Annotated in this window: 27 protein-coding genes and 1 pseudogene; 14 read left to right on the forward strand and 14 right to left on the reverse strand. The window is 70.7% G+C overall.

All coding sequences use genetic code 11. The features are described 5' to 3' along the window. The first annotated feature begins 117 nt into the window (after positions 1–117). Both ACFYYW_RS46995 and ACFYYW_RS47000 read left to right on the forward strand, forming a co-directional pair. Positions 118–429, forward strand: a complete 312-nt coding sequence (locus ACFYYW_RS46995; protein ID WP_387660556.1) for an EthD family reductase — start codon at positions 118–120, stop codon at positions 427–429. A 108-nt stretch (positions 430–537) separates the two neighbouring features. Then, on the forward strand, positions 538–1,410 hold the full coding sequence (locus ACFYYW_RS47000) for a PhzF family phenazine biosynthesis protein (RefSeq protein ID WP_387660559.1): 873 nt from the start codon (positions 538–540) through the stop codon (positions 1,408–1,410). 190 nt (positions 1,411–1,600) lie between these two features. Here the strand turns inward: ACFYYW_RS47000 and ACFYYW_RS47005 are convergent, their stop codons facing one another. Further along, entirely contained in the window at positions 1,601–2,164 is a 564-nt protein-coding gene (locus ACFYYW_RS47005) for a TetR/AcrR family transcriptional regulator (protein ID WP_387660562.1), read from the reverse strand. A gap of 97 nt (positions 2,165–2,261) precedes the next feature. Here ACFYYW_RS47005 and ACFYYW_RS47010 point away from each other — a divergent pair, with 97 nt between their 5' ends. The 5 genes from ACFYYW_RS47010 to ACFYYW_RS47030 all read left to right on the forward strand — a co-directional run bounded on the left by ACFYYW_RS47010 (position 2,262) and on the right by ACFYYW_RS47030 (position 5,453). Next, complete coding sequence (locus tag ACFYYW_RS47010) at positions 2,262–3,146, forward strand: SDR family oxidoreductase (RefSeq protein WP_387660565.1); 885 nt, start codon at positions 2,262–2,264, stop codon at positions 3,144–3,146. 119 nt (positions 3,147–3,265) lie between these two features. Further along, entirely contained in the window at positions 3,266–4,138 is an 873-nt protein-coding gene (locus ACFYYW_RS47015; protein WP_387660568.1) for an SDR family NAD(P)-dependent oxidoreductase, read from the forward strand. 19 nt (positions 4,139–4,157) lie between these two features. Continuing rightward, positions 4,158–4,631: a MerR family transcriptional regulator gene (locus ACFYYW_RS47020; RefSeq protein ID WP_387660571.1), complete on the forward strand. Its 474-nt coding sequence runs from the start codon at positions 4,158–4,160 to the stop codon at positions 4,629–4,631. A gap of 26 nt (positions 4,632–4,657) precedes the next feature. Continuing rightward, positions 4,658–4,894 (forward strand): hypothetical protein, encoded by a 237-nt coding sequence (locus ACFYYW_RS47025; protein ID WP_387660574.1) that lies wholly within the window; start codon positions 4,658–4,660, stop codon positions 4,892–4,894. Then, positions 4,878–5,453, forward strand: a complete 576-nt coding sequence (locus ACFYYW_RS47030) for a GNAT family N-acetyltransferase (protein ID WP_387660577.1) — start codon at positions 4,878–4,880, stop codon at positions 5,451–5,453. The genes ACFYYW_RS47025 and ACFYYW_RS47030 overlap by 17 nt, the downstream gene beginning before the upstream one ends. Before the next feature lie 90 nt (positions 5,454–5,543). Here ACFYYW_RS47030 and ACFYYW_RS47035 read toward each other — a convergent pair whose 3' ends face one another. Next, the gene (locus tag ACFYYW_RS47035) at positions 5,544–8,093 is read right to left on the reverse strand and encodes a tetratricopeptide repeat protein (protein ID WP_387660579.1); all 2,550 of its coding nucleotides are present in this window, start codon (positions 8,091–8,093) and stop codon (positions 5,544–5,546) included. A gap of 262 nt (positions 8,094–8,355) precedes the next feature. On the opposite strand from ACFYYW_RS47035, the gene ACFYYW_RS47040 reads away from it, so the two are divergent. Both ACFYYW_RS47040 and ACFYYW_RS47045 read left to right on the forward strand, forming a co-directional pair. Beyond that, complete coding sequence (locus ACFYYW_RS47040) at positions 8,356–8,811, forward strand: hypothetical protein (protein ID WP_387660582.1); 456 nt, start codon at positions 8,356–8,358, stop codon at positions 8,809–8,811. Between the two features lie 53 nt (positions 8,812–8,864). After that, on the forward strand, positions 8,865–9,758 hold the full coding sequence (locus ACFYYW_RS47045; RefSeq protein WP_387660585.1) for a hypothetical protein: 894 nt from the start codon (positions 8,865–8,867) through the stop codon (positions 9,756–9,758). A gap of 41 nt (positions 9,759–9,799) precedes the next feature. Here ACFYYW_RS47045 and ACFYYW_RS47050 read toward each other — a convergent pair whose 3' ends face one another. Then, positions 9,800–10,936 carry a hypothetical protein gene (locus ACFYYW_RS47050; protein ID WP_387660588.1) on the reverse strand — a complete coding sequence of 379 codons (1,137 nt, stop codon included), beginning with the start codon at positions 10,934–10,936 and terminating at the stop codon, positions 9,800–9,802. A gap of 212 nt (positions 10,937–11,148) precedes the next feature. Between ACFYYW_RS47050 and ACFYYW_RS47055 the strand changes: the two genes are divergently transcribed. Together ACFYYW_RS47055 and ACFYYW_RS47060 are read left to right on the forward strand one after the other, a co-directional pair. Beyond that, entirely contained in the window at positions 11,149–11,604 is a 456-nt protein-coding gene (locus tag ACFYYW_RS47055) for an RrF2 family transcriptional regulator (protein ID WP_387660591.1), read from the forward strand. After that, positions 11,601–12,823, forward strand: a pseudogene (locus ACFYYW_RS47060) (MFS transporter). The gene ACFYYW_RS47055 and the pseudogene ACFYYW_RS47060 overlap by 4 nt, the downstream one beginning before the upstream one ends. Positions 12,824–12,934: 111 nt before the next feature. Here ACFYYW_RS47060 and ACFYYW_RS47065 read toward each other — a convergent pair. Then, entirely contained in the window at positions 12,935–13,156 is a 222-nt protein-coding gene (locus ACFYYW_RS47065) for a hypothetical protein (protein ID WP_387660670.1), read from the reverse strand. On the opposite strand from ACFYYW_RS47065, the gene ACFYYW_RS47070 reads away from it, so the two are divergent. Then, positions 13,047–13,451 (forward strand): hypothetical protein, encoded by a 405-nt coding sequence (locus tag ACFYYW_RS47070; protein ID WP_387660662.1) that lies wholly within the window; start codon positions 13,047–13,049, stop codon positions 13,449–13,451. The two genes, ACFYYW_RS47065 and ACFYYW_RS47070, sit on opposite strands and share 110 nt — an antisense overlap. Here the strand turns inward: ACFYYW_RS47070 and ACFYYW_RS47075 are convergent. The 5 genes from ACFYYW_RS47075 to ureA all read right to left on the reverse strand — a co-directional run bounded on the left by ACFYYW_RS47075 (position 13,427) and on the right by ureA (position 17,526). After that, positions 13,427–13,825: a hypothetical protein gene (locus tag ACFYYW_RS47075; RefSeq protein ID WP_387660594.1), complete on the reverse strand. Its 399-nt coding sequence runs from the start codon at positions 13,823–13,825 to the stop codon at positions 13,427–13,429. The two genes, ACFYYW_RS47070 and ACFYYW_RS47075, sit on opposite strands and share 25 nt — an antisense overlap. Positions 13,826–14,125: 300 nt before the next feature. Further along, positions 14,126–14,605 (reverse strand): VOC family protein, encoded by a 480-nt coding sequence (locus ACFYYW_RS47080; protein WP_352328404.1) that lies wholly within the window; start codon positions 14,603–14,605, stop codon positions 14,126–14,128. 68 nt (positions 14,606–14,673) lie between these two features. Continuing rightward, positions 14,674–15,558, reverse strand: a complete 885-nt coding sequence (locus ACFYYW_RS47085; RefSeq protein WP_387660597.1) for a LysR family transcriptional regulator — start codon at positions 15,556–15,558, stop codon at positions 14,674–14,676. A 124-nt stretch (positions 15,559–15,682) separates the two neighbouring features. Then, positions 15,683–16,807: an urease subunit alpha gene (locus ACFYYW_RS47090; RefSeq protein WP_387660600.1), complete on the reverse strand. Its 1,125-nt coding sequence runs from the start codon at positions 16,805–16,807 to the stop codon at positions 15,683–15,685. Next, positions 16,804–17,526: an urease subunit gamma gene (gene ureA, locus ACFYYW_RS47095; protein WP_387660603.1), complete on the reverse strand. Its 723-nt coding sequence runs from the start codon at positions 17,524–17,526 to the stop codon at positions 16,804–16,806. Before ureA ends, ACFYYW_RS47090 begins: the two co-directional genes overlap by 4 nt. Positions 17,527–17,755: 229 nt before the next feature. Between ureA and ACFYYW_RS47100 the strand changes: the two genes are divergently transcribed. Together ACFYYW_RS47100 and ACFYYW_RS47105 are read left to right on the forward strand one after the other, a co-directional pair. Next, positions 17,756–17,968, forward strand: coding sequence for an agmatine deiminase family protein (locus ACFYYW_RS47100; RefSeq protein ID WP_387660606.1), 213 nt, complete (start codon positions 17,756–17,758; stop codon positions 17,966–17,968). Between the two features lie 238 nt (positions 17,969–18,206). Next, positions 18,207–19,187: an alpha/beta hydrolase family protein gene (locus ACFYYW_RS47105; protein ID WP_387660609.1), complete on the forward strand. Its 981-nt coding sequence runs from the start codon at positions 18,207–18,209 to the stop codon at positions 19,185–19,187. 48 nt (positions 19,188–19,235) lie between these two features. Here the strand turns inward: ACFYYW_RS47105 and ACFYYW_RS47110 are convergent, their stop codons facing one another. The 5 genes from ACFYYW_RS47110 to ACFYYW_RS47130 form a co-directional block, all read right to left on the reverse strand. Beyond that, the gene (locus ACFYYW_RS47110) at positions 19,236–20,132 is read right to left on the reverse strand and encodes a PaaX family transcriptional regulator C-terminal domain-containing protein (RefSeq protein ID WP_387660612.1); all 897 of its coding nucleotides are present in this window, start codon (positions 20,130–20,132) and stop codon (positions 19,236–19,238) included. Between the two features lie 179 nt (positions 20,133–20,311). Continuing rightward, positions 20,312–21,439, reverse strand: coding sequence for a serine hydrolase domain-containing protein (locus ACFYYW_RS47115; protein ID WP_387660615.1), 1,128 nt, complete (start codon positions 21,437–21,439; stop codon positions 20,312–20,314). Then, positions 21,439–22,641 carry a saccharopine dehydrogenase family protein gene (locus ACFYYW_RS47120; protein ID WP_387660618.1) on the reverse strand — a complete coding sequence of 401 codons (1,203 nt, stop codon included), beginning with the start codon at positions 22,639–22,641 and terminating at the stop codon, positions 21,439–21,441. The genes ACFYYW_RS47115 and ACFYYW_RS47120 overlap by 1 nt, the downstream gene beginning before the upstream one ends. Then, positions 22,634–24,091 (reverse strand): flavin-containing monooxygenase, encoded by a 1,458-nt coding sequence (locus ACFYYW_RS47125; RefSeq protein ID WP_387660621.1) that lies wholly within the window; start codon positions 24,089–24,091, stop codon positions 22,634–22,636. The genes ACFYYW_RS47120 and ACFYYW_RS47125 overlap by 8 nt, the downstream gene beginning before the upstream one ends. A 155-nt stretch (positions 24,092–24,246) precedes the next feature. Beyond that, entirely contained in the window at positions 24,247–24,678 is a 432-nt protein-coding gene (locus tag ACFYYW_RS47130) for a hypothetical protein (protein ID WP_387660624.1), read from the reverse strand. Positions 24,679–24,690: the final 12 nt, after the last annotated feature.

The following is a 24,690-nucleotide window of genomic DNA, read 5'->3' on the forward strand; positions in this document are numbered from 1 at the left end:
GATCTTTCCCTCGGCCGCACATCAAGCCCTAACCTGCGCATATGACGATAGAAATGACCGCAATACGGGACGTCGCCGACTTCGAGTTCGCCCTCACGGCTCTGGACGGAGGTCGTCATGCATAAGTTGCTGGTCCTGTATCCCGAGCCCGCCGACCCTGACCACTTCCGCGACTACTACGTGACCAAGCACCTTCCACTGGTCAGGGAATGGCCCGGTCTGCTTGCGTGGCGCTACAGCTTCGACGTGGCGGCGACCAGGGGAGAGAATCCGTATTTCGCGGTCTTCGAGGCCGAATTCGCGGACGCCGCCGCCATGGCCGCGGCGCAGTCGTCACCGCAGGCCCAGCGCCTGACCGCCGATCTCGCCAACTACGCCACCGGCGGTGCGATCGTCATCCACTATCCGGTGCAGGACGGCACCGGCTGAGGCAGGCGGTACGCTCCGGGACACGTTCGGTCGGCCGCCGCGGCCAAGCCCGGCTGTCGGCGGCCGCCGTTCGCGGGTACCTGTTCGTCGAGCGTCAAGGGAGGGCCGATGGCCTGGCCGGATGTCACGGTGGTTGACGCGTGCGTGCGGCGCGACGGCCGGGGCGGCAGCCCCACCGCCGTCACCGACGACGACCCGGCCGCGACGGACGCGGACCGGCGTGCGGTCGCTGCCGCGGCCGGCGCCTCGCACGCGGCGTTCCTCGGCCCGGGGCGGACGCCGGACGGTGGCCGGCCGGTCCGGTTCTTCACCGCCACCGCCGAACTGTCCGGCTGCGGCCACGGCACCGTTGCCGCGCAGGCCGTCCGGTTGGCCCGCACCACGCTGGGCGAGCTGAACGACCGCCAGCACACCGGCGGGCGCACGTTCGACACCGTCGCGATCCGCCGCCCCGCCGGCATCGAGGTGTGGTTCGACCAGGGCATCGTCGAGCTGCGTCACCCGGCGCCGGACGAACGCGCCGCGATCGTCACCGCGCTCGGGCTCACCGCGGACGACCCGCATCCGACCGACGCGCCACGGATCGCCGCGCCCGGCGCACCGCGCATGCTGGTACCGGTCCGCGACCGGTCGGCGCTGCTGCGAATCCACCCGCACCTCGGCAGGCTGACGGCGGCGTGCCGGCGGTTCGGGCTCCTCGGCTGTTTCGTGTACGTACCGCCGGTGGGCGACCGCCCGGGGGCGGCGCGGATGTTCGCGCCGGCGATCGGTGTCGACGAGGACGTCGCCAACGCCAACAGCACCGGCTGCCTGGCCGCCCACCTGCTCGACACGACAGGGGCACAGACGGTCGCGATCGAGGTGGAGCAGGGCGACGCCCTGGGGCGACCGGCCAGCGTGCTCGCTTCGGCCCGACGCGGACCGGCGGGCATCACGACCCGGGTCGGCGGGTTGGCGGTGGTCCGCGGCGGCGACAACTAGACCCTCCACTTCTGCGGTCCCGTCCAGGACGAGGTTCTGCCGGGCGGTGGACTGCTGGTCGGTCGGGACCCGCCTGCAGACCAGGTTCGCCACCGAGGGGAGTCAACCTCGTGGTCATCAGTTCCGCTGGGCGACAGTGAGCACGTGTCGCCAGCGGTATTTCTGGCGTCCGCTGATGCCCCACGTCCGCTCAGCGGGGCGCGAACCCGTCGATCGTGAAGCGTACGAGACGGTCGGCTTCCTCGCGCGACAGGCGTTCGCGGACCCAGGTGGCCGCGTTGATCAGGGCGAACATGTCGACCCCTGTCACCTCAGAGCGGACGACACCCCGCTCGCGGGCGCCGGCGAGCAGCCGCTCGCTGAGGTCGGTCATCCGCAGGCATGACGCGTGCAGCTCGGAAGCCTCGTCGTCCAGGCCGTTCATCAGCATGTCCGCTAGCCCGCTGTAGGTGGCGGCATGCTCGATCACCGCGTTCACCCAACTGGAGAGCGTTTCGGGGCCCTCCAGCAGGGCGACCAACCGGTCCCCGTACGCGAACAGGGCCTCGTTGCGCTCCCGGAGCAGCGCGCCGACCAGCGCGCGACGGCTGGAGAAGTGGCCGTAGAGCGTGCCGATCGCGACGCCGGCCTGGCGGGCGATGCTCTCCAGCGACGCGTCGACGCCGTGCTCGCGGAAGGCGGAGTCAGCCTCTGCGAGGAGGCGTTCGTAGTTGCGCCGCGCGTCGGCGCGGGGGCGTCGGCCCGTGGTGCTCATCTTGGCTCCCCTGTTTATTCGAGGCTGCCTCAGTATATTGTTCTCGAGGCCGCCTCAGCTTACCGGGCGGCGATCCCCGCGCCCGGAAGGAACAATAATGATCTTGGTAACCGGAGCCACCGGGTCCATCGGCACGCACCTGGTGCGGCGCCTCCAACGCGATGTTGTGCCTTTCAGGGCGCTGGTCCGTGACGAGGCCAAGGGCAACGCGCTGGGGTGTGACTTCGTCGTCGGCGACTTCGACGACGAAGCCTCCATCGCCTCCGCGATGGAGGGCGTCGACCGGCTGTTCCTCAACGCCGGCGGCGCACTGCCGGCGCCCGGCGAGCAACCGATGGTCCGGCAGCAGAAGACCGCCATCGACGCGGCGCGGTCCGCCGGAGTGTCCAGGATCGTCAAGATCTCCGTCTGGCACGCCCATGAAGGCGGCAGGCTGGCAGAGGGCGCGCACTGGGAGATCGAACGCCATCTGAGGGAGTCGGGGCTCGCCTGGTCGGTGCTGCAACCCAGCGGGTTCATGCAGAACTTCGTCACAGGGGCAGGCTCCTTCACCGCCGACGGCCGGCTACTGGGCGCCTATGGCGACGGCGCCGTGTCCTACGTCGACTGCCAGGACATCGCCGACTGCGCCGCCGTGCTCCTGACCGGGCCGTACGGTCGAGGCGAGACCTTCGTCGTGGCCGGTCCCCAAGCGCTCACTCAGGCCCAGGTGGCCGAACAGATCTCGGACGTACTGGAAAGGCCCGTGGAGTACGTCGACCTGTCGCCCGCCGAACTCTCCGCGGCTCTGCGGGCGCAGGGACTCCCGGCCGGGTTCGCCGACGATGTGAGCGCGCTCTCCCTGGAGGTGGCATCCGGTTCCCTCACGGCTACCACGACGACGGTGCAGGACCTCACCGGCCGTCCGCCCCGCACGTTCAAGGAGTTCCTGACCGCAAACCTGGACGCTCTGCGTGCCGCCCTGCCGTCATCAAGCGGGTGACGACCCTCGTCTTGGCCTGCCGGCCCGTTACGACGTCAGGTTCGGGAGCCTTGTGGCCAGTTGCATCACCGGAAGGCCTGCTTGCCTTCGAGCGCGCTCGAATGTCTATCTTCGCCGTCATGACTACGACAAACGGGACCAAGACCTGGATCATCACCGGTGCGAGCTCCGGGCTCGGCCTGGCGTTGGCCGAGGCGGCGCTGGCCGCGGGCGAGCAGGTGGTCGGCACGGCGCGGCGTGCCGACCGGTTCGACGCGCTCCGGGCTCGGTACGGTGACCGGCTGCTGCCGGTCGAGCACGACGTGCGCGACACGGACGCGGCCGCAGCGGTCGTACGGCGCACGCTCGACGCATTCGGGCACGTCGACGTCCTTGTCAACAATGCCGGAGCCGGCCAGGTGGGCGCCGCGGAGGAGGTCACGGACGCGCAGTTGCGCGACATGCTGGAGCAGCACCTCTTCGGCCCGGCCGCCTACGTGCGCGCGGTGCTGCCGCACATGCGTGCGCGTCGTTCCGGTGCGATCGTGCAGATGAGCAGTCAGGGCGGGCGGATGTCCTTCCCCGCCGTCGGCAGCTACTCGGCCGGCAAGTTCGCGCTCGAAGGCTGGTCGGAGGCGCTGGCGGGCGAGGTCGCGCCGTTCGGCGTGCGCGTCCTCATCGCCGAGCCGAGCCGCTTCCGCACCGCCTTCAATTCCGCCGACGTGCTCAGGACCGTGGACCAGCACCCGGTCTACGACGACGTGCTCGGCGCCGTCCGCGCGAACATGGCCGAGGCCGACGGCGTCCAGGAGGGCGACCCGGCACGCGCCGCCTCGGCCATCCGCGACATGCTGGACACGCCCGACGCGCCGCTCAGGCTTCCGCTCGGCGCCGAGGCCGTGCGCAATCTCACCCGCGCCTACCGGAACGCGCTCAGCGACGTCGAGAAGTGGGCGTATGTCAGCCAAACGGCCGACTTTCCCGGCATGCCGCCGGCGCTACGCGCGTTCTGAGCTCCGTACCCTGTCGAACATGGCCACCGAAGACCTGATCGAGCGCATCCTCGCCGCCGACGACGAACCGTCCGCATCGGTCATCGACGCGCTGCACGACCTCCTCGACGACACCACGATCGAGGCCTCGGCGACGCCCAGGAGCGTCGCCGAGGCCGCCCGCCTGGTCGGCCTGTCCCCCCACACCCTCCGCTACTACGAGCAGGAGGGGCTGCTGCGGCCGGCACGCAACGCCTCCGGTTACCGCGAATACTCGGCGTTCGACCTGCGCCGCCTCATCTTCCTCACCCGGATGCGGGTGTCGGGAATGACCATGCAGGATCTCAAGCGCTACATCGCCCTCGTCGAGCAGGGCCCGAGCACCGTCCCGGAACGCCGGCGCATCATGCTCGACCAGCGCGACCGCATCGTGCGGCAGATCCGCGAACTCACTCTCGCCCTGGAGACGACCGAATACAAGATCCGCGTCTACGACGGGCACCCGGAAGGCTGACCGGCGGCCGGGGTGACCGCGTGGCCGTGATCCACGGACGATGGTACGGCGTCGCCGTCCTCACGCTGCTGGTGGCCGCGCTCTCAGCACGATTGTCGGTCGCGGTCGGCATCGTGGAGAGCGAGGCCGGACGGCACCCGCTGGACGGCCAGACCGCGATCAACGTGGGCTTCCGGCTCCAGGAAGCAGTCGTCCGCAGGAAATCCGTTTGTGTGTCACCACAGCCCGCTGTCACCATGAGGGCCCATGAGTCACCCTCTTGACACGCTGGACTGGCCGATTTCCACCGAGCGGCTGCTGTTGCGCCGCGCTGCCCCCGACGACCTTGACGCGACCTGGGTCTTCCGGCAACTGCCGGAGACGCACGAATGGATCGCGGCCGCCACAGAGACCTACGACGACTACCGTGAGCGTTTCCTCAGCGAGGAGCGGCTCGCAGACCTGCTCCTCATCGAACTGGACGGCCGCGTGATCGGCGACCTGACACTGAGGGTCCAGGACGGTTGGGCCCAGGAAGAGGTCGCTGACCAGGCGAGAAGCGTCCAAGGAGAGCTCGGGTGGACGCTCGATCCCGCCTACGGCGGCAAGGGCTACGCCACCGAAGCGGTACGCGCCCTCATCGACATCTCCTTCAGGAGGCTTGGCCTGCGCCGCCTGCACGCGGACTGCTTCTACGACAACGAATCCTCGTGGCGGCTGATGGAGCGGGTCGGGATGCGCCGCGAACAGCACACGGTGAGAGACTCGCTCCACCGCACCAAGGGATGGATCGACGGTCTCTCGTACGCGCTCCTGGCCGAGGAATGGCCCGCCCACGACTGATTACGGCGGAGACGCCTGGGATCCCTCAGCCACCTGAGTGGCAGCGGGTGCCGTTCGTCCCGGATTCGGGCGGTTCGAAGCGGCCATCGTCTACCGGGCTTGCAGGGACGCCCATCTGTGTCGTTCCTCTACGCGTTTCGTCTGCGGGTGGTCGGGCCCGCAGGTGCCCCGGTACAGCTCGATCACCGCGCGGTATTCGCGGCACGCCTGCTCCTGAAGGTTGCGCTCCTCCAGGACGCGGGCGATCTCGTAACGGGTCGCGATCGTTTGGAGGTGTGCCGGGCCCAGCACGCGGACCTGGCGTCGCAGGACGTCGCGCAGCTCGCGCTCGGCTCGATCGTGGGCGCCGGCGACCCGCCACGTCCGCGCGAGTTCGTAACGTATGTCCAAGGTGTAGATGTGGTCATCGCCCCACACCCGCCGGGCCGATGCCACGAGCGTGCCCAGTTCGTGTTCGGCCTCGGCATGCCGGCCGAGGTCACGAAGCATCCAGCCCCTGTTCGACCTGGTGAGCAGGATATCGGGATGCCCTGGGCCGAGGACCCGGCTCTGGTGCGCCGCCAGGTCGGCCATGCCCGTCGCCGCCTCGGCCGTATGCCCCTGAAGGGCTACGTTCATCAGCATGTTGAACCGCGTACGCAGGGTGAGATGGTGATCGGGGCCGATCACGCGGGCACGGGCGGCGGCGAGGTCGGCGTAGCCCTTTTCCGCCGTCGCGTAGTCGCCGAGATCGCCGATGGCGCGCACGTGGTAGAAGCGACTGGCCAGCGTGTCGGGATGCTCGGGGCCGAGGACCTGGGCGCGCGCCTCCACCACGCTCCGGCACACCGCCTCCGCCTCGTCGAGGAGGCCGCGGATGGACAGGACACGGCCGATCTCGTGCCAGGTGGCGAGGGTGTCCGGATGGTCGGCGCCCAGGACCCGCGCCCTGACGGACAGCGTCTGCTCGTAACAACGATGAGCCTCGACGTAGCGGCCCTGCTCGAACAGGGCGAAACCGAACTCGTGCCGGCTCGCCAGTGTGTCGGGATGCTCCTCGCCCAGGACGGCGGACCGGGCCCGCAGGACGTCGGCCAGCTCCGCCTCCGCCTCGACGGCGTGCACCATGGACGCCCACGCGCCACCGCGCTGATGGCGCAGGGCCAGAACCCGCGGGTGATCCGCCCCCAGGACGTCGGCCTGGCGTAGCGAGAGCGTCGCAAGTTCCGCGGCGGCGGCGTAGTAGCCGCTTGCCCGCAGCGCGCCGCACCCTCGGCTCACCACCCCGGCCAGCTCCCCCAGGGCGCGCTCTTCCAGGACGGCGGGGGCCAGGGACAGCAGGGCACGCAGGTGAGGCATCAGCTGCTGCCAGACGGGCCAGTCGGACGGCGTGTCATGCCGTCTGCCGTCCACCACGCCACGCATGAGGGCGATCGCGACGGTGGTGATCACCGGTGTGACGTGCGTCCGGCTCGCCTCGGCGACCAGGGGATGAACGACCAGCGCCGAACGCGCCGTACGGGTGGGTCCGCGGACCTCGATCAGGCCCATGGAGCTCAGCGCTTCCAGCCCCGGGCGCACTTGGTGCTCCCCGCCGCAGATCTCGCCCAGCATGGCGTCGTCCAGCAGCGCGGCGTCGACCTCCACGGCGGGTGCGAGGCAGGCGAGCACCCGCAACAGCGGCCGGGCCTGCCCGCACCCGCGCTCAGCGAGGGCGTCGAGGGAGATCTCCCAGGTGGTGGCGATCGATGGTGCCGCGCCGCTGCTGCCGAGGAGCCTGGGGAAGCGGTCATCCAGGGCAAGCAGATAGTCGGGGAAGGTCTGCTCGGTGCTGAAGGGAGAAGCGATGTGGTTGCCTGCGTGGGACAGCGCGAGCGGCAGCCCACCCAGCCGTCTGGACACCGCGCGGGCCTGCTCCGGACTGCCGGCGTGCCCGGCGAGGTCCAGCAGTGCGCGTGCCCCGTCGTCCTCGGACAGGCACGACAGGTGGTGGACCCGGCCGTACCGGCCCCAGACGCGTTGCTCGACGGTGCGGCTGGTCACGACGAGGAGCCCGGACGTGGTGGGCCGCAGCCAGCCGGTAGCGTCGCGCACCGGCGCCTCCGCCACTTCCAGCGTGGCCGGGTCGTCGGCGTTGTCCAGGACGAGGAGCCAGCCGGTCCGCTCCTCCAGCCGCCTCCAGAGGACGTCGGCGGCATTGCGCCGTCCGGTTCGCGCCTCCTCGACCTCGGTCGCCGACGCGCCGAGCTCGGCGGCCAGCGCCAGCAGGCAGGACGTCACGGCCTGCACGTCCGTGGCGGCGATCCACCAGACGGGCCGCCCCGCCTTCTGAGCCCGCTCGGCCAGCGCCAGCGCGACCGTGGTCTTGCCGACTCCCCCGAGACCGCCCAGCACATGGAAGTCTCCGTCCGGCTCGGTCAGGCGCTGCTCCAGGTCCAGCAGCAGGCCCTGCCTGCCGTGCACCTGAGGAAGCCGCCCCACCGGTGCACGGAGGACCGGGACGACGAGCGCTCCCGGCTGTCCCTCGACCGCGGGCACGACGAGCGACGGCGGGACGACGGGCACCGCGTTCCTCCGGCGGGGAGTCCGGTGCAACTGCAGGGCTGCGATGACGGCCGCGGCCACTCCCGTCAACACCCCCACAACGCTCAGGGGATCCATACCCGTACTCTAAGTAATCGCCCAGCCCGCACGGGCGGCTTCGGTGAGCTCCGGTGGAACCGCCCACTGCACGGCCGGCAGGGCCGTTGTCACCGAACGGGCTGGGAGGGGGCCCGGCAAGTGGGCGGCCCGGAGGTGGTGCGAGGCTCACTTCGTCGACGGGTGAGCTCATGGTGCGCCGTGACATGGCTGCGTGTATCGATCCGATCACCGCTTGTTCGTTGTGGCGCCCACGTCAGGTCGCTGCTCCTAACCTGCCCGCGTGGACGTGGACCCCCTTCTCATCTCGACCATCGTCGGCGCCGTGCTCAGCGGGCTGGGATCAGGCGCCTTGGAAAAGGTGCAGAGCAGACTCAGACGGCCCGGCAGCGCGGAGGAGTCACCAGCACCGAGCGCTCCCGGCATCGAGGAGCGGGCCGACGAGTTGGCTGATCTCCTCAAGCGCTCGACGGCGTTGCTCGCCGAACTCTCGGCGGAGATGGAGGCACGCACCGCGACAGTCCGTGAGCTGCAAGCCGAGGCCCGGCACGCCGAGAGCATCGCCTCGATGCACAAGGACGCTCAGGCCGCGGTCGAGAAGATGCTCGATGCGCGGCTGGCGGCACGACTGGAGGAGAGCGGCAGGAAATCGTTCAAGCAAGGCATGTGGCTGAACATCGTCAGCGGCGCGTTCTTCTTCATCGCCGGCGTCGTCGTGACCCTGCTCCTGGGCGGGTAGACGACGTCAGCGGGCCGACGGTCCGGAGCCGGTCAGCCCCCGGTCAGCCCCCGGTGAGCGACGGGACCACGCGGCTCGACGTGCTCGCCCCCGGCGAGGCCGCCGGCCTGCTGACGCGCGTCCTCAGGGCGGCCGCCGCCCACACGCCGCCCGAGGTCCTCGCCGAGCTCGCCCGGCTCTGCGCGAACCTGCCGCTCGCGCTGCGGATCGCGACGGCCAACATCCGGCCGGGCGGCTACGGCACGGCGGCCGCGTACGTGACGGCCCTCCGCGGCGGCGACCGCCTGGCGGAGCTGGCGATCGACGGCACGGGCGGCACCGGCGGCACGGCGGTCGAGGCGGCGTTCGAGCTCTCCTACTCGGCGCCGGCCTCTTCGGCGGCCCCGGTGTTCCGGCTGCTCAGCCTGGTGCCGGGGATGGATTTCACGCTCGACGCGGTCGCCGCGCTCACCGGTTCGGGCGCCGACGTCGCCAGGAGGCAGCTGTCCGCGCTGACCGACGCCTACCTGGTCGATCAGCACGTGCCCGGCCGCTACCGCTTCCACGACCTGCTGCGGCTGTACTTCTCGGAACGGGCCGCGGCGGAGGAGAGCTCCGGTGACCTCGCCGAGGCCAGGCAGCGGCTGCACACCTGGTACCTGCTCAACACGCGCGCCGCCGTCGGCCGCTGCCACCCCTACTACGCCAGGCTGCCGCTCGGCCCGGCGCCCGCGGGCGTGGCCGTCCGCTCCTTCGACGACCCGGCCTCCTCCGCCGCCGCCTGGCTGACGGCGAGCACGACGTCGCGCAGTCCCTGGCCGAACGGGCCCTGGCGGTCAGCCGCGACGTGGGCGACCGCCGGTCGGAGGGGCTCGCGTACACGGTGCTCGCTCGCCCTGGCCGTGCACCGTGAGACCGGCCACCGTCCGGGAGAGGCCCGCGTGCTCCGGGCGCTCGCGGGGCCGTGACCGCCGGCGCCCCGAGAGCTCGCCGCCGGGTGCGCGGGACGTCAGCCGCGCAGCCGTTCCACGTCGAGCACCCGCGCGGCCTCCGCCCTCGTGGCCGCGCGGACCTCGACGAAGTCGTTCTCCACGCGCAGGACGGTGACGATCCCGGTGAACAGGGTGTTCTGCCGGATCCGGTCACGGGCCACGGTCTCCCGGTCGACCGACAGCACGTCGGCGTAGGCGTCCTCGCCGGATCCCCACACCCAGGCCCGCCCGCTGAAACCCGGCTCGACGCCGAAGAACGGCGTCCGCACGCTGGACGCCGGCAGGACGAGCATGGGCGCGCCGTCGGGGTTCAGTTCGCGGCCGATGCGCCGGTCCACGCGCAACCGTCTCGCGTAGTCGTCCAGCATGGGCCGCGACCAGGACCACAGGTTCTGCGGCAGGTTGCCGAGGACGTCGTACATCAGGTCGCCCAGCGTCTCGTGCACCAGTTCAGGGCCGGTGGCGTCGGCGTGCCCTTCTCCGGCCTTCGGCTCGTTCCTCTCGGCCGGCGGAACCGACGCGTCGTAACGCATGACAGCCGTGGCGGTGTCGGGGCGCGGATGCGGACGCAGCGCCGGCCACTCCGCCGCCCGCGGCGCCGCCGACCCGGGGGCGAGCGCCAGGATCTCGCGCATCCTGGCCCTGCATCCGTCGTCGTCCTCCCCCCGAAGGGCGGGCCCCGCGGCGTCCGCGGCCGGCCAGAACCGCAGCAGCCAGCTCTCCTCTACGGCCTCGACCTCGTCAGGATCCCAAGGGGTCGGCTCGCTCCGCACTGGGCCGGTGTAGGCGCTCAGCCAGTAGGCGAAACACGGCGGCCCCAGGAGCAGTTTCTGCCCGGTGGGGCTGTAGCCCGTGCCGCTGACCGCCACGATGCCGCCGGGGCTCCACAACAGCACCCGCCCCGCCGGCGCCCACGACTCGCCGGGTGCTTCCGCGGGCTCGGCGTCCCACGCCTCCAGCCGTACGCCGGCCAGCCGCGCCCGGACCCGGCTCACCAGCTCGACGGCCCCGAGCGCGATGCCGTCGGGCTCGGCCACCACCGCGCCGTGCTCGCTCTCCTGCTCGATCTCGCCGTCTCGGCACGCGTCGTACAGGACGAACCGCCCGTACGAGGTCGGCGCCTCGTCGCGGACGCTGCGGATCAGCCGGGCCACAATGATCTCCTCCGTGGATGTTGTGCCGGTTTCTCCCTCTCCGGCCGGTGGACCACATGATGGCGTGAAACCACCTCGGCAGGAGAACCGTCAGCCGCCCGTCACGCGGAGTGCGACGTCGAGCGTTCGCGGGAAGTCTGCCGGTCTCGAACCTCTACTTAATAGCTGCATCGTGGATAAACAATATCGACAATAGGTCTAGAGTGGATCACATGAAGCTCTCCCAAGGCGTTGAGTGGGGTCTGCACTGCGTGGTGCTGCTGGCCCGCCTGCCCGCCGAAACCGTCGTACGCCGTGCCGACCTCGCCGGCTACCACGGTCTGGCCGAGCCCAATCTGGCCAAGCACCTGCACGCCTTGACCCGGGCCGGAGTACTGCACGCCGCGCCAGGGCCCAAGGGCGGCTACCGCCTCGGCCGGCCGGCGGCCGACATCACCGTGCTCGACGTCGTCGAGGCGATCGACGGCACCTCGCAGCTGTTCGTGTGCACGGAGATCCGCCGGCGGGGCAGCGGCGCCCTCTCACCCGAACAGTGCGTCCGCCCCTGCCTCATCAACGCCGCGATGGGCGAGGCCGAACGCGCCTGGCGGGACTCGCTGCGCACGGTCACCGTCGCCGGCCTCGCCGCCCGGATCCCCACACCTGTCACCCCTACGGCATCAGCATGAAACTCCACTCCGTACTGCCGACAGGGCGAGCCCGCAAGCCGGTCCTGCTGCTGTCGCTGGGCACTTTCGCGCTGGGCACCGACGCCTTCGTCATCAGCGGCGTGCTGCCCGTGATTGGGCAGAGTCTCGGCGTCGGCGTCGGCGCGGCCGGCCAACTGATCACGATCTTCTCCGCGGTCTACGCGCCGGTCGCTCCCGTACTCGCGGTGCTGACAGGCAACTGGAACCGGCGTACCGCGCTGTTCGTGGCCATGGCGGTCTTCGTCGCGGCCAACCTCCTCGCCGCCGTCGCCCCCAACTATCCGGTCATGGTGGTCAGCCGGGTCTCGCCGCACTGTCGGCGGCGTTGTTCACCCCCGCCGCCTCGGCGGCCGCCGCGACACTCTCCTCCCCCGCCGAACGCGGACGCGCGCTGGCGACCGTGCTGGGCGGCCTGACGGTCGCCAACGCTCTCGGGGTGCCGTTGGGAACCCTGATCGGCCAGACGACGGGGTGGCGGGGCACGTTCGTGTTCGTCGCGGTCCTGGGCCTGATCGCGTTGGCCGGCCTCAGCTTCACCCTCGGCTCGATGCCCTCGCCCGGTGTCGCCTCGTTCGCGCAGCGCCTGGCGGTGGCCCGGATTCCCGGCGTGCTGCCCACTCTTGTCGCCACTGCCCTGGCGATGGCCGGCGTGTTCGTCCTCTACTCCTACCTGGCCTGGTTCGCGGGCGGCACAGCGGGTGTATCCGGCAGCGAGCTGACCGTGCTGTACCTGGTCGCCGGCATCACCGCGGTGCTGTCGAACCTGGCCGCGGGATGGCTGATCGACCATATGCCGCCCACCAGGGTCGCGACGGCCGGCATGGCCGGTCTGCTGGTCTTCACGCTGGTGCTCGCCGCGCTCGGGTTCACCGGTACCCACGTGGTGGTGTTGTGCGTGGCGCTCGGGCTCTGGTCGCTGATCGGCTGGCTGTTCAACCCCGCCCAGCAACAGCGGCTGCTCGGTGCGACCGGCCCCACCGGTCCCATCGCGCTGTCGCTGAACTCTTCGGCGATCTACGCGGGTCAGGCGGTGGCCGGGGGCGTCGGCGCCTTCGCCGTAGCGGGTGGCCCGGGCGTGCTCGCCGTGGCGGCGGCCGTGGCGGTCGCTCTCGCTCTCCTGGCTCTGTACGTCTCGGCCCGCCGGTTCACGTCCACCCCCGTACCGGTGGAAACTCCGGCCCGGACGGCGAGCCGATGAGCGTGACGACCCTGCTGCGTCTCGGCACTCCTCCCATACCGGCAGGGGGCTGACGTGCGCGTCTTCCCCGCCGGAGCGACCGGCGTCATCGGCCGCGCGCTCGTCCCGCTCCTACTGGAGACGGGCCACCAGGTCGCTCGGCGGCGGCAGCCTGGCCGACAACGCCCGGATCCGCCGCGAGGGCACCCGCAACCTGGTCGACGCCGCCCACAAGGCCGGTGTCATCCGGATCGTCGCCCAGTCGATCGCCTGGGCGTATGAGCCCGGCGACCTGCCCGCCGGCGAGTCCACACCGCTCGACCTGAACACGTCCCCGCCGCGCGCCGCCACCATCGGTGGCATCCACGCGCTGGAGTCCACGACCGCCGAGATCGAGGACCACGCCGTGCTGCGCTACGGCACCCTGTACGGCCCCGGCACCTGGTACGCCCCCCATGGCCGCATCGCCGCCCGGCTACGGGCAGGCGAACTGCGCGCGGATGACGCCGTGACCTCCTTCGTCCACGTCCACGACGCGGCCCGCGCCGCGCTGCTCGCCCTGAGCCGGCCCAGCGGTGCGGAAGTGTGCGGCCCCGCCGGGAGGCTGGGGCAGTACTGCATTCGTCAGACGCGGGTCGAGGGGCTGTAGCCGTGGTAGCGGACGGTGTTGTTGAGGAACGCCCACACATGGGACCTGACCAGCGTGCCCACGGGGATGCTCGCGTAGCAGGTCGTCGAGTAGGTGTCCTTGGCCGTGCATGCGACGACCTGGACCCACTCGCCGCGGTAGTACTTCTCGATGCTGCCTCTGATGCGCCAGTTGCCGAGATCGGTGAAGTCCTGGACCTTCAGGTACGTCTGCCCGCCGCTCGGGCCCAGGTGGGCCTCGCCGTACACGCTTCCGCCGCCCACGGTGGTGGCGACCACGTAACCCATCGCGGCTGACGCCTGCGCCGGGACGCTGGTCAGAGACAGGACAAGGACGGACGCCGCGAGGGCGGGAAGCAATTTCTTGATCTTCATGAGGGGAATCATCCAGGGATAACCGCCCATATGTCCACAGGTGGGCGGTTGCTCCCCGGCGAGGCCCATCCCGGGGTGCCGTAAACCGATGCCCTTGGAGCCGCTACGCCACCGATGGCCACTCAAAGTGACCAGAATCTTGACTGCTGGCGTGAAGCCATGCGCCCGAGCTGGCCCTGATTCATACGTCCAGGGGCACCGTCATTCCTACGCTCTCCGCTCCTGCGCGCGCACCATGTGCAGGCCGGCGTCGCCGCAGATGTCGAGGATGGCGGACGCCGCGACGGGGGCTCGGCCGGCTCAGAGGTTCACCGCCGAGGCGGTCTCCTTCAGCTCCGCCTCGTCCATGTGGGCCACCCGGCTGGTGAAGAACCAGGAGTGCCCGAAGGGGTCCTCCAATTCGACCTGCAGATCGCCGTGGAACTGCATCTCCACCGGCCGGATGACGTGCGCTCCGGCCGCGATGGCGCGCGTCGCGAACGTCTCGACATCCGGGACGAAGACCATCAGGTTGACCGGAGTGCCGCCGATCGTCTTCGGGCTGCGGAACCGGTACTCGGGGTACTCGTCGCGCAGCATGAAGACGGCGTCGCCGATCCGGAACTCGGCGTGCGCGATCTTGTCGCCCTGGCGGGGGATCTCGATGCGCACGTCCGCGCCGAAAGCCTCCCGGTAGAAGGCGATCGCCGCCTTGGCGTCGTGCACGTTGAGGTAGGGAACGCCGCCCTTGTACTCCTCGGGGATGGGGTTCGTCATGGTGTGCTCCTTCGTCGTTGTCATGCCTCCATCCTGGGCGCCGCGCCGACCTGCACCAACGACGAGATCCGAAACGATCCTTAACCCCTGCGTTAGCGATCGAGCTCGGCCCGCAGGAGCTTGAGGAAGGAGCGCACCCTGCTGGTCTGCCCGCCGACCGGCCAGACCGGGCCGTACTCGATCGGCGGCAGGTCGGCGATGGGCACGTAGGCGAGGTCCGGCCGGGAGTGGTACCGCGTGGCCTGTCCGCCCACGACGGCCATGCCCGCGCCGCCGCTGACCAGGGTGAGCAGTTCCTGCCGCGAGGTCAGCACCTGCTCCCGCCGGATGGGGCGGCCGCTGGGGGTCTGCGCCGGGATGAGGGCGTCGAGCAGGTAGGCGGGCGCGTCGGCGGGGACGAGCACCGTGTCCCTGGCCAGGTCCTCCACCGTGACGTCGGTACGGCGGGCGAAGGGGTGCCGCGCGGAGACGGCCAGCAGGCGGGGGTCGCGTAGCAGGGCGGGCCCGCTCGACAGGTCGTTCTCCCGGACGGGCAGCTCGGTGATCTGCAGGTCGAGTTCGTCGCCGCGCAGCGCGCGGAAGGCGTCCGACAGGTGCACCTCGCGGATGCGCACCTCGCAGTCCGGATGGAGGGCGCGGAACGCCTGCGCGGCGGCCATGATGGCCTCGCCCACCAGGGGGCTGGAAAAGCCCACCCGAAGGGTCCCGGCGAACCCCCGGCCGGCGGCGACGGCCTTGGCGATGCCTTCCTGGATGCGCTGGTAGCCCGCCTGCACGTCGTCGCGGAGCTGGCTGCCCACCGGGGTGAGTGTCACGTGACGGCTGGTCCGCTGGAACAACGCGACACCGAACCGGCGCTCCAGTTGCTTGATCGTCTGGCTCACCCGGGCGCCGCTGACGCCCAGGCGCTCTGCCGTACGACCGAAATGCAGCTCCTCGGCCAGGGTCAGGAAGATCTCGATGTCACGCCGTTCCATAACCCGTACGTTAGCGATCGTTGCGAAAACGGGCGTTGCCGCAGGTGGAGGCAGTGGTGAGGCTGGACACCATGACGAACACCGTACCCGTGGACATCACCCTCGACATCAGCTGCATCTGGTCCTACCTGGCCTTCACCCGATACCGGCGAGCCGCCGCACGCTTCCGAGCCGAGGGCGGGCACGTCGAGCTGACGATCCGGTCCTGGCAGGTGGAGCCCGGCGCGGTGGGCGGCGAGTCGAAGCTCGCGCAGAGCCTGGCCCGGTTCGGCGAGAGCGGGGTGGCGCGGGTCAACGCCCTGGCGGCGGCCGAGAGCATTCCGCTGGACTGGGCCCGAGTACTACAGATCCGCATCCGTGAATTGGTGGAGGATCCGATGACGTTGGGCAGCCCGGCCAGGGCGAGCACGTCGGGGACGTGGCCGCCACCGCACCCCTCGATGTGGAAGGCATGGATCGTCCGGCCGTCCAGGACGGCCAGGGTGTCGCGCACCGACAGGCATTCGTTGAGCCCGTCGGAGTGCAGGGCCACCTGGACGTCGTAGTCCTCGGCGACCCGCAACGCAGTGTCCAGGGCGCGAGTGTGCGCGCCCATGTCCTCGTGCACCTTGAACCCGGAAGCGCCGCCCTCGTCCAGCGCCTCGATCAGCGGCGCGGGGTCGGAGGAGGAGCCGCGGGCCAGTAAGCCGATGTTGACCGGCCAGGCGTCGAACGCGTTGAAGGCATGCCGCAACGCCCACGGGGAGTTGACGCCGACGCCCCAGAGGGGGCCGAACTCCTGGCCGATGATCGTCGTCACGCCGGACTCCAGCGACGCCTGCATGATCCGCGGCGAGAGCAGGTGGACGTGGGTGTCGACGGCGCCGGCCGTGGCGATCATCCCTTCCCCCGGAACGATGGTGGTGCCGGTACCGACGACGACGTCGACCCCGTCCAGCGTGTCGGGGTTGCCCGCGCGGCCGACGGCGCAGATCCGTCCGGCCCGGATACCGATGGAGGTCTTGCGGATCCCGAGCAGCGCGTCGATCACCAGCACGTTGCTGATGACCAGGTCGCAGGTCCCGCCTACCGAGGCGGCCTTGAGATGCATGCCGTCCCTGGCCGTCTTGCCGAAGCCGGCGAGGAACTCTTCGCCGCGCCGCTGCGCGTCATGTTCGACGCGTACAACCAGGCCGGAGTCCCCCAGCCGGACCAGGTCGCCGGTGGTCGGCCCGTGGACGGCGGCGTACTGGAAGGCGTTCGTCGTCATGATGCGTCCTCTCCGTCGAGGTATTCGCACGCGCGGGCCCGCCGCAATGCCTCCCCACGGGCTCCGGGGGCGTCGAGCGGACCGTCGACGAGCCCGGCGAACCCGACCGCCACCCGCGCGCCGCCGATCGGCGTCAACGGGACGGCGATGGTGTCACCCGGCGCGAAGCGCAACGTGGCGCCGGCCGGGATGGCCGCCCTCCTCCCGTAGGCGGCCGGGATGGCCGCCCTCCTCCCGTAGGCGGCCGGGCGGTCGAACCGCAACCTCGGGTTGACCTCAAAGAAGTGGAAATGGGAGGTGACGCCGATGGGCACGTCGGCGGTGTTGGTGACCTCGACGGTCACGACCGGCTCGGGCACGGCCGGCGGCGCGTCGGCCGGGATGATCGCTCCGGGGGCAAGCGGGCCGAGCGAGCCCGCGCCGACCGGGTCGACGATCACCGCCAGCCTGGTCCCGTCCTCGAAGACGGCCTCTACCTGGACCTCGGTGACGATGTCGGCGACGCCGGGCAGGACGTCGTCGGCGCCGATGACGGCGCGTCCGGCGGCGATCGCCTCGGCCAGCCTGGCGCCGTCCCGGACGGCCTCGCACACGGTGTCGGCGATCAGCGCGGTCGCCTCGGGGACGTTGAGCCGCAGTCCCCGGGCGCGCCTCGCCCTGGCGAGTTCCGCGGCGGTGAACAGGAGCAGCCGGTCCTGTTCCGTGGGGGTCAGACGCATCAGTTCTTCCTGTGGTCGGAGGGCGAGGAGTCGGGGTGCGAAGGAGAGGGCGCCGTGGTCGAGGCGAGGGCGCGGCGGCCGGCAGCGACGCGGCCGGGATCAAGGACGGAATCTCACACAACGAGGGTGAATTCACCACCGACGACGACATGGTGGCCGGGCTGTCGGTACTCACCGGCGTCCTACAACGCCTCTGCGCAGCATGACCACACGGATCAGAGGAGGAGCCTTGGACGAGCTGCGCATGCCGGCCGAGTGGGAGGCGCACGAGGGGTGCCTGATGGCCTGGCCGACCCGCGAGGAGTTGTGGGATGGGATGCTGGCCGAGGCCAGGGCCGAGTACGCCGCGGTGGCGCGGGCGATCGCAGCGTTCGAGTCGGTCACGATCGTGGCCCGGCCGGACCAGGTCGAGGACGCCCGGGCGGGCTGCGGCGCGGCGTAGACGCGATGCAGATCCAGCAGGCCGCGGGCCCAACCTTGGCTACGACATCCCCCACGCGCGCGAGGGCTTGCGTCGACACGCCCGACGTGCGCGTCATACGCCTGAAGGTGCGCGGCCACATCTGCCCGTCAGTGGCGACGTGCAGCGCTTCGTTAATTTTAAACACTATCGTAGCTGTTACGATAGTTCCATGAAAATAAGAGGTTGGGTCAAGCGACTCTGGATCTCCCTCGCCTGCGTGTTCGCCCTGGTGGCCGGGCTAGGTGTGTGGGTCGTCGTGCAGAACGACTTCGCCGTGCGCGAGGTGCAGGTCACCATTCCCGGACCGAAGCAGCCGCTGAAGGCGGTGCTTGCACTGCCGGCGGAGGGGGAAGGGCGGCGAGGACTGGTCATCTTCGCTCACGGAGACGGTGAGGCGGATGCTTCCAGAGACGGGTTCTACCGGCCCATCTGGGAGGCCTTCGCACGTGCCGGCTACGCCTCGCTGTCCTGGAACAAGCCCGGCATCGGCGGCGCGCCAGGAAACTGGCTCCACCAGAGCATGAGCGATCGCAGCGCCGAGGTGGAAGCCGCGCTGGACTGGGCCAAGAAGCGACCGGAGATCGACCCGAACCGGCTGGGACTTTGGGGGATCAGCCAGGGCGGCTGGGTGCTGCCCAAGGTGGCGGGAGAGCGTACCGATGTGCGCTTCATGATCCTGGTCGGGGCGGCGGTGAACTGGTTGCGGCAGGGCGAGTACAACCTGCGGACAGAACTTCGTGAGCAGGGCGCGCCGGAAGCCAAGCTCGACAGCGAACTCCGTCGGCGTGCTGCTCAGATCCGCCTTCTGGAGAAGGGTGTCGGATATGACCAGTACGTCGCCTCCGGTCTGGACAACCCGCCTATGAGCAAGGACCGTTGGGGGTTCGTGCTCAAGAACTTCCGCGCGGATGTGACCGGCCAGCTTCCGAAGGTGCGTACGCCGACGCTTCTCGTACTCGGGGAGCTCGACCGCAACGTCGACGTCAAGGAGACCGAGGCCGCCTATCGAGCGGGCGTCCCCCGGGACCTGCTCACGGTCGCGAACCTCCCGAACGGCTCCCACAACGCAGTAAAGAACGAACTGGACAACCCCGACAGCCTCTGGGCCGTGATCACAGCCGTCGCCGCGCCCCGCTCGCTCTATGTGCCCGGCTACCTCGACATGCTCACCGAGTACGCGAAGAAGCACGGGCGCTGACCATGAAGGAGCACGCCCAGGGTGCTTGCGCCGGTAGGCGGCCGCCGCCTACCGGCGGCCCCTTGCCGTGCGGGCCATGTCGTCGTAGAGGCGGAACACGCGGGTGCTCTCGCTGCTGTCCGGAGCGGCGGCCTCGGCCAGGAGCGCCCAGCACTGGGCCAGGAGCGCCCGGGCCTGACTGCCCGGCCAGGGCTGTGGGAGCAACTGGGGAGGCAGGAGGGGGTCGGGCTCCATGGCGCGAGTGAACTCGGCGGCCAGTTCCACCGCGATGGTCAGCCGTTCTGCCTCGGACAGACCGGCGTGGTCGCGGAGGCGGTCGAGGCGCGGCTCGGCGACGGCGGTGAGCCGGTGGTAGCGCTCGGCGATCTCGGCCAGGGGCCACAGGGCGCGAGCCAGTGCGGCAGGGTCGTCCTCCTCGCCCTGGCGCAGGTCCCGGGTGGTCGCGACGGTGAGATGGCCGAGAACGCCGAGGTGGCGGGCGTGGCCCTCGACGTAGGGCTCCCACGGGTTGGCACTGACATATAGGCCGCCTTGGATGGGGGCTCCGCCCAGGCGGGTCAGCGCGGCGCGCAGGGCGTCGCGGGCGGCGCGCGCGGTCTCGGGAACGGCGAAGGCGACCAGGTGCCACGTCCCGTCCCAGGGCGCGAGCCCGGCGTCCTGACGGAAGGCGTGGGTGACGAATTCGACGTCGAGGCCCAGCATCCGTTCCGTGGCGCCGGTGGCGCGCAGGGTCGCCTTGCGTCCTCGGCCCTCGTGGGTGAAGCGCCCTTCGGCGACCAGCCGCTTGATGCACAGGCGCACCTGCTGGTCGGTCATGCCCAGCAGGTTGGCGGTGGCGTAGAGCTCGCCGGTGTCGACAGTGAGGTCGGTACGGACGAGCGCTTCGACGAGCATCCGGGTGGGGACCTGGACGTCGTCTCCCGGGATCTGGGGTTCGGCGGTCATGCTGCGGGCCTTCCAAGTACGGCCGGGCGGCACGCTGGGATGGCGACGCCGCCCTCTGTCGGGTACGTGCGGACAGCGAGGCGCCGCGGTCCCCCACGGGACGCTCCTCGTCTATCCGTCATTCAACTATCGAACATGCACGATAGTTGGTGCGCCTTCCCCGCGTGATGCGACGGCCGTCATGGTCCGATGACCTTCGTCACCGCGTCCAGCAGGGTGCGGTGGCGGGCGTCGTTCAGGGCGTCGGCGGGCATGGCGAGCGGGAGAAAGGCGAGGGCGAGGTCCCGGCGAGGGTCGGCCAGGCCCAGCGCGCCGCCGATCCCCGGATGGCCGAAGGCGGAAGCGGATCCCAGCCGCCAGGCACGGCTCGGCAGCGCGAACCCGCACCCGAAGGCCGAAGGAACGCCGAGAACCCGGTCCCGCCCGGCGACCCGAGGACGGATCACGGCACGCAGAGTGCGCTCGCTGACCAGCGGAGTCTCGGCTCCCGGCAACAGCATGGCGTAGAGCCGGGCCAGCGCGGGGGCGGTGGCGACGGCGTTGGCCGCGGGAAGGTGGGCGTCGAGGGTTTCCGGGCGGCGCACCCACAGGTCGGGAGGTTCGTCGATGGCGCCCTGCACGGTCATCGCCTGCCACAGCGGCGTTCCCCGGCGGGCGAAGATCGCGGTGACCAGGCGTACTGTGACGGGGATCCGGGCGGCGGCGTGCACCGGCAGGGGCGCGGAGCCAGCGGGGACACCGATGCCGATCGCCAGGCCGTGGGGACGGCAGACCAGGTCGGCGAGCACCTCGCCGAGCCGTCCGCCGGTGATGCGGCGCACCAGCTCATCGGCGAGAGTTCCCCAGGTGACCGCGTGATAGGCGGGCGTGCCGAGAGGCCAGCGGGGTCGCTCGGCCGCCAGGGCGGCGGCGAGCGGGCGTCCCTCGAGCACCTCAGCCAGCGTGACGGGACGGAAGGGAGCGATCAGTCCGGCCTGGTGGCTCAACAACTGCGCGACGGTGATCGCCGATTTGCCGTGGCGGCCGAACTCCGGCCAGTACCTGGTCACGGCGGCGTCGAGGTCGAGGTCGCCACGGTCGGCCAGCACCGCCAGGCACGCCGCAGCGACGCCTTTGGAGGCAGAGAAGATCACCTGGGTGGTGTCCGGGCCATGGGCGCCGTCGTAGAGGTCGACAACGGTGACGCCGTGGTGGATGACGTGCAGCCCGGCGCCGCGCTGCGCCGGACCGTCCACGATCGCGGCGAAGGCGTCGCGGACGGGTTCCCAGCCGGAGGCGACATCGCCGTGGAGCGTCGGGGCGGTCATCAGGCGCGATCCACCGCGACCACGTCGTCTCGGCCGCCTTGCGGCGGATCGCAATGGGCGGCCAGCTCGTCGAAGTACCGGTCAGGGTCGAGCACCGCGTCGGGCGGGTGGACGCCGCGGTCACAGACCTTGCCGTCGAGGATCTGCCCCGCCGTGAGCGCCAGGGGTATTCCGGTCGCCCTGGCCATTCCCCGCGGAGAGGCGATGAGCCGCGCGCCGACAGTGCACGGCCGGCCATACCGGCTGCCCGTGGCCAGCGCGAAGAAGGCGGGCAGGGCGCCGGGCCCGCGCAGGGAGAACCGGCGAAGGGCGGAGCGGACTAGGGAGCCCGCGGCCGGATGCTCGATGGCGGCGGCGGCCTGCTCCAGCGTCAGCATTCCGCGATCGATATCGTCGCGCAGCGCCATGAGGTATGCGGCGGTCGCCGACTGGACCACCATGACGCAGGCCGAGTCACCGGCGACCGGGAGGGTGGCCGGCAGCGTGACCGGCTCGGGATGGCCGACGGTGTACGCGGTGCCCTTGCCCAGCCCTGGATAGTCCAGGGTGACCGCTTCAAGAGGCGGTCGTACGGCAGGCGTGCCGGCGCTCCAGATCCGGATCGTTCCTGAAAGCTGCTGCATCCAGTGGACGGTGGCGGCGGAAACGTCGGCGGTGGCGTCCTCGGCCGGGTCGTCGCCGACGAAGGGCACGTCCACGGGCCAGGCGGTGAACAGATCGTCCACGCTCTCCAGCTCGCGTACGGCGAGCGCGGCCAGCATGTTGCTGGTGCCTGGGCTGGCCCCCGCGCCGATCACGGCGGTCACTCCCGCGCCGCGCGCCTCGGCGTCGAGCGCGAGCATGTCCAGCGTCGGTTCCCAGTCGTCGCAGATGTCGGCGTAGTGCGTACGCGTGTCGATCGCGGCCCGCAGTACGGGCACTCCCAGCCGGAAGAAGGGGCCTGTGGTGTTGACGACGAGGTCGGCGTCACGGAAGAGGTCGCGCAGCCCCACCGGGTCGGCCGCGTCGACGGCGACCGGGACGACAGAGGCGGTGCCCGTTCCCGCCACCAGCGCGGCGAGCCGTTCGGCGGCGGCGAGGTCACGGTCGGCGATCACCAGTTCCGCGAGGTCCCGCCGGGTGGCCAGCACCTCGACTGCGGGGCGGCCCATCGCCCCAGCGCCGCCGAGGGCGACCACCCGGCGGCCGGTCGAATCAGTCATCGAACACCATTCCCTTGCGGAGGTCGAGGAAGGGGAACCTGGCCCGGTCGAGCAGGTAGTTCTGGCCGACCGTCCAGGGGGCATGCTCGCCCTGCTGCGGGAACAGGTGCGCGGCGCGCGCGATGTAGGTGGAGGTCAGGCCGAGCAGCGGCCGCCTGATCTCGTCCGGGGGCATGGCGGGCATCGCGACGGTGTGGCGGCGCCGTCTCATGTGGTCTAGCAGGCGGACGACGTAGCGGGAGGACAGGTCGGCACGGAGCGTCCAGGAGGCGTTGGTGTAGCCGACGCAGAAGGCGAGGTTGGGGACGCCGCTGAGCATCAGCCCACGGTAGGCGGTGGTCTTGGGCAGGTCGACGGTGCGCCCGTCCACCGAGAGGCTGATCCCGCCCAGGGGGATCAGCGACAGGCCGGTCGCGCAGATGACCACGCTGGCCTCAAGTGTGTCCCCCGACTCCAGCACGATCCCGTGCTCCGTGAACCGCGCGATCTTGTCGGTGACCACGGCCGCTCGGCCGGCGGTCACCTCACGGAAGAAGTCGCCGTCGGGTACGACGCACAGCCTTTGGTCCCACGGCTGGTAGCGGGGGGTGAAATGCCGGTCCAGATAGCCGGAATCCGGAAGATATCGGAGGATGGCCGTGCGCAGGTGCCGCTTGGTCTGTTCCGGGAATCGCCGGCTCAGCCAGTAGGTCAGCTGGCTGTTCAGCACGTTCTTGCCGCGGATCACCGCGTGCGCGAGCCGGGCGGGCAGGCATCGGCGCAGCGCGTCGGCCACGCGGTCGACCTCGGGCAAGGAGGCCAGGTAGGTGGGCGACCGCTGCAACATCGTGACCCTTTTCGCGGTCCTGGCCATCGCGGGAATGAGCGTGACGGCGGTGGCGCCGCTGCCGATCACGACCACTCGTTCACCGGTCACGTCGAGGTCGTCGGGCCAGAACTGCGGGTGCACGAACCGGCCGGTGAAGGCGTCGAGGCCCGGGAAGTCCGGCTGGTAGCCGTGCTCGTAGTCGTAATAGCCGGCGCAGACGTAGAGGAACGCGCACGTCCATACCCGGGCCTGCCCGTCCTCCTCGGTCTCCACCACCCACAGGGACTGCTTGGAGGACCATGCGGCGGCCACCGCCTTGACGCCGCAGTGGATGTGCCGGTCGATCCCGTGCTCGCGAGCCGTCTCCTCGATGTAGCGGCGGATGCTGTCGCCGTCCGCCAGCGACTTGCTCTCCCGCCACGGCTGGAAGGGGTAGCTCAGGGTGAACATGTCTGAATCCGAGCGGACGCCCGGGTAGCGGAACAGGTCCCACGTGCCACCGAGGCGGGCTCTGGCCTCCAGCACCGCGTAGGTACGGCCGGTTTTGCGCAACCGCCAGGCGGCGCCGACACCTGCGAGGCCCGCTCCGATGACCAGCACGTCCACATGCCGCATCTCTTTCGAGATTTGAACGTTCGTCATAAAAACGATAGTAACAGAATGCACGCTTTGGGATGCGTGGCGGTTTCGGATGGACGAGAGTTCTCGCGCTGCCCTGTTCCAGACACTCCTGCGGCGGACGCACAACAGTCGGCGGCGGTCCGCCAGCGTTGTGAACGGCCGAGAGGGCAGGCGAATCAGGCCCTGGAAGCGTTGAACATGATCGCGATCCGGATCAGCGAGACCGCGCCGCCGACCACTGTGGCCAGCGTCAGCCCGAACCAGAACGCCGTCCAGGTGGGCGGCAGGGCCAGGAGGATCGCCAGGACGGGCGGGTAGCACAGCACGAGAAGCCGCAGCCGCCGGTCGTCTCGCACCTGATGGCAGGTCGTCGGCGACGGACGCAGCCCGCCGACCATCACCAGGCGCCAGGTGCACAGCGCGGTGCCGTACAGCACGACGAGCATCGCCAGCCCGAGAAGCTGAACCCAGTCGGGCACGATGTCGCGGTCCGGCGTCGAGAAGGGCAGGGTCAGCGCGCCGATCGGCAGGGCGCTCAGCGCCTCGACGGCGAGAATCCGGCTCATCGGCCGCTCGCGGATCAGTATCGCGAATGATACTTTCGTCACATTCCCGATCGT

Source organism: Nonomuraea sp. NPDC001831, assembly GCF_042892035.1.
Classification (GTDB): Bacteria; Actinomycetota; Actinomycetes; order Streptosporangiales; family Streptosporangiaceae; genus Nonomuraea.

What these genes read in the sequence shown, in the direction of transcription:
- ACFYYW_RS47110 (WP_387660612.1), bottom strand. Translation starts at nt 20,132, where the DNA reads ATGACCGCCGAACCCCAGATCCCGGGAGACGACGTCCAGGTCCCCACC.
- ACFYYW_RS47090 (WP_387660600.1), bottom strand. Translation starts at nt 16,807, where the DNA reads ATGACGACGAACGCCTTCCAGTACGCCGCCGTCCACGGGCCGACCACC.
- ACFYYW_RS47080 (WP_352328404.1), bottom strand. Translation starts at nt 14,605, where the DNA reads ATGACAACGACGAAGGAGCACACCATGACGAACCCCATCCCCGAGGAG.
- ACFYYW_RS47055 (WP_387660591.1), top strand. Translation starts at nt 11,149, where the DNA reads ATGAAGCTCTCCCAAGGCGTTGAGTGGGGTCTGCACTGCGTGGTGCTG.
- ACFYYW_RS47000 (WP_387660559.1), top strand. Translation starts at nt 538, where the DNA reads ATGGCCTGGCCGGATGTCACGGTGGTTGACGCGTGCGTGCGGCGCGAC.
- ACFYYW_RS47065 (WP_387660670.1), bottom strand. Translation starts at nt 13,156, where the DNA reads ATGGTGGCGGCGCGCGGCGGGGACGTGTTCAGGTCGAGCGGTGTGGAC.
- ACFYYW_RS47030 (WP_387660577.1), top strand. Translation starts at nt 4,878, where the DNA reads ATGAGTCACCCTCTTGACACGCTGGACTGGCCGATTTCCACCGAGCGG.
- ACFYYW_RS47015 (WP_387660568.1), top strand. Translation starts at nt 3,266, where the DNA reads ATGACTACGACAAACGGGACCAAGACCTGGATCATCACCGGTGCGAGC.
- ACFYYW_RS47020 (WP_387660571.1), top strand. Translation starts at nt 4,158, where the DNA reads ATGGCCACCGAAGACCTGATCGAGCGCATCCTCGCCGCCGACGACGAA.
- ACFYYW_RS46995 (WP_387660556.1), top strand. Translation starts at nt 118, where the DNA reads ATGCATAAGTTGCTGGTCCTGTATCCCGAGCCCGCCGACCCTGACCAC.
- ACFYYW_RS47125 (WP_387660621.1), bottom strand. Translation starts at nt 24,091, where the DNA reads ATGACGAACGTTCAAATCTCGAAAGAGATGCGGCATGTGGACGTGCTG.
- ACFYYW_RS47120 (WP_387660618.1), bottom strand. Translation starts at nt 22,641, where the DNA reads ATGACTGATTCGACCGGCCGCCGGGTGGTCGCCCTCGGCGGCGCTGGG.
- ACFYYW_RS47085 (WP_387660597.1), bottom strand. Translation starts at nt 15,558, where the DNA reads ATGGAACGGCGTGACATCGAGATCTTCCTGACCCTGGCCGAGGAGCTG.
- ACFYYW_RS47005 (WP_387660562.1), bottom strand. Translation starts at nt 2,164, where the DNA reads ATGAGCACCACGGGCCGACGCCCCCGCGCCGACGCGCGGCGCAACTAC.
- ACFYYW_RS47115 (WP_387660615.1), bottom strand. Translation starts at nt 21,439, where the DNA reads ATGACCGCCCCGACGCTCCACGGCGATGTCGCCTCCGGCTGGGAACCC.
- ACFYYW_RS47035 (WP_387660579.1), bottom strand. Translation starts at nt 8,093, where the DNA reads ATGGATCCCCTGAGCGTTGTGGGGGTGTTGACGGGAGTGGCCGCGGCC.
- ACFYYW_RS47010 (WP_387660565.1), top strand. Translation starts at nt 2,262, where the DNA reads ATGATCTTGGTAACCGGAGCCACCGGGTCCATCGGCACGCACCTGGTG.
- ureA (WP_387660603.1), bottom strand. Translation starts at nt 17,526, where the DNA reads ATGCGTCTGACCCCCACGGAACAGGACCGGCTGCTCCTGTTCACCGCC.
- ACFYYW_RS47075 (WP_387660594.1), bottom strand. Translation starts at nt 13,825, where the DNA reads ATGAAGATCAAGAAATTGCTTCCCGCCCTCGCGGCGTCCGTCCTTGTC.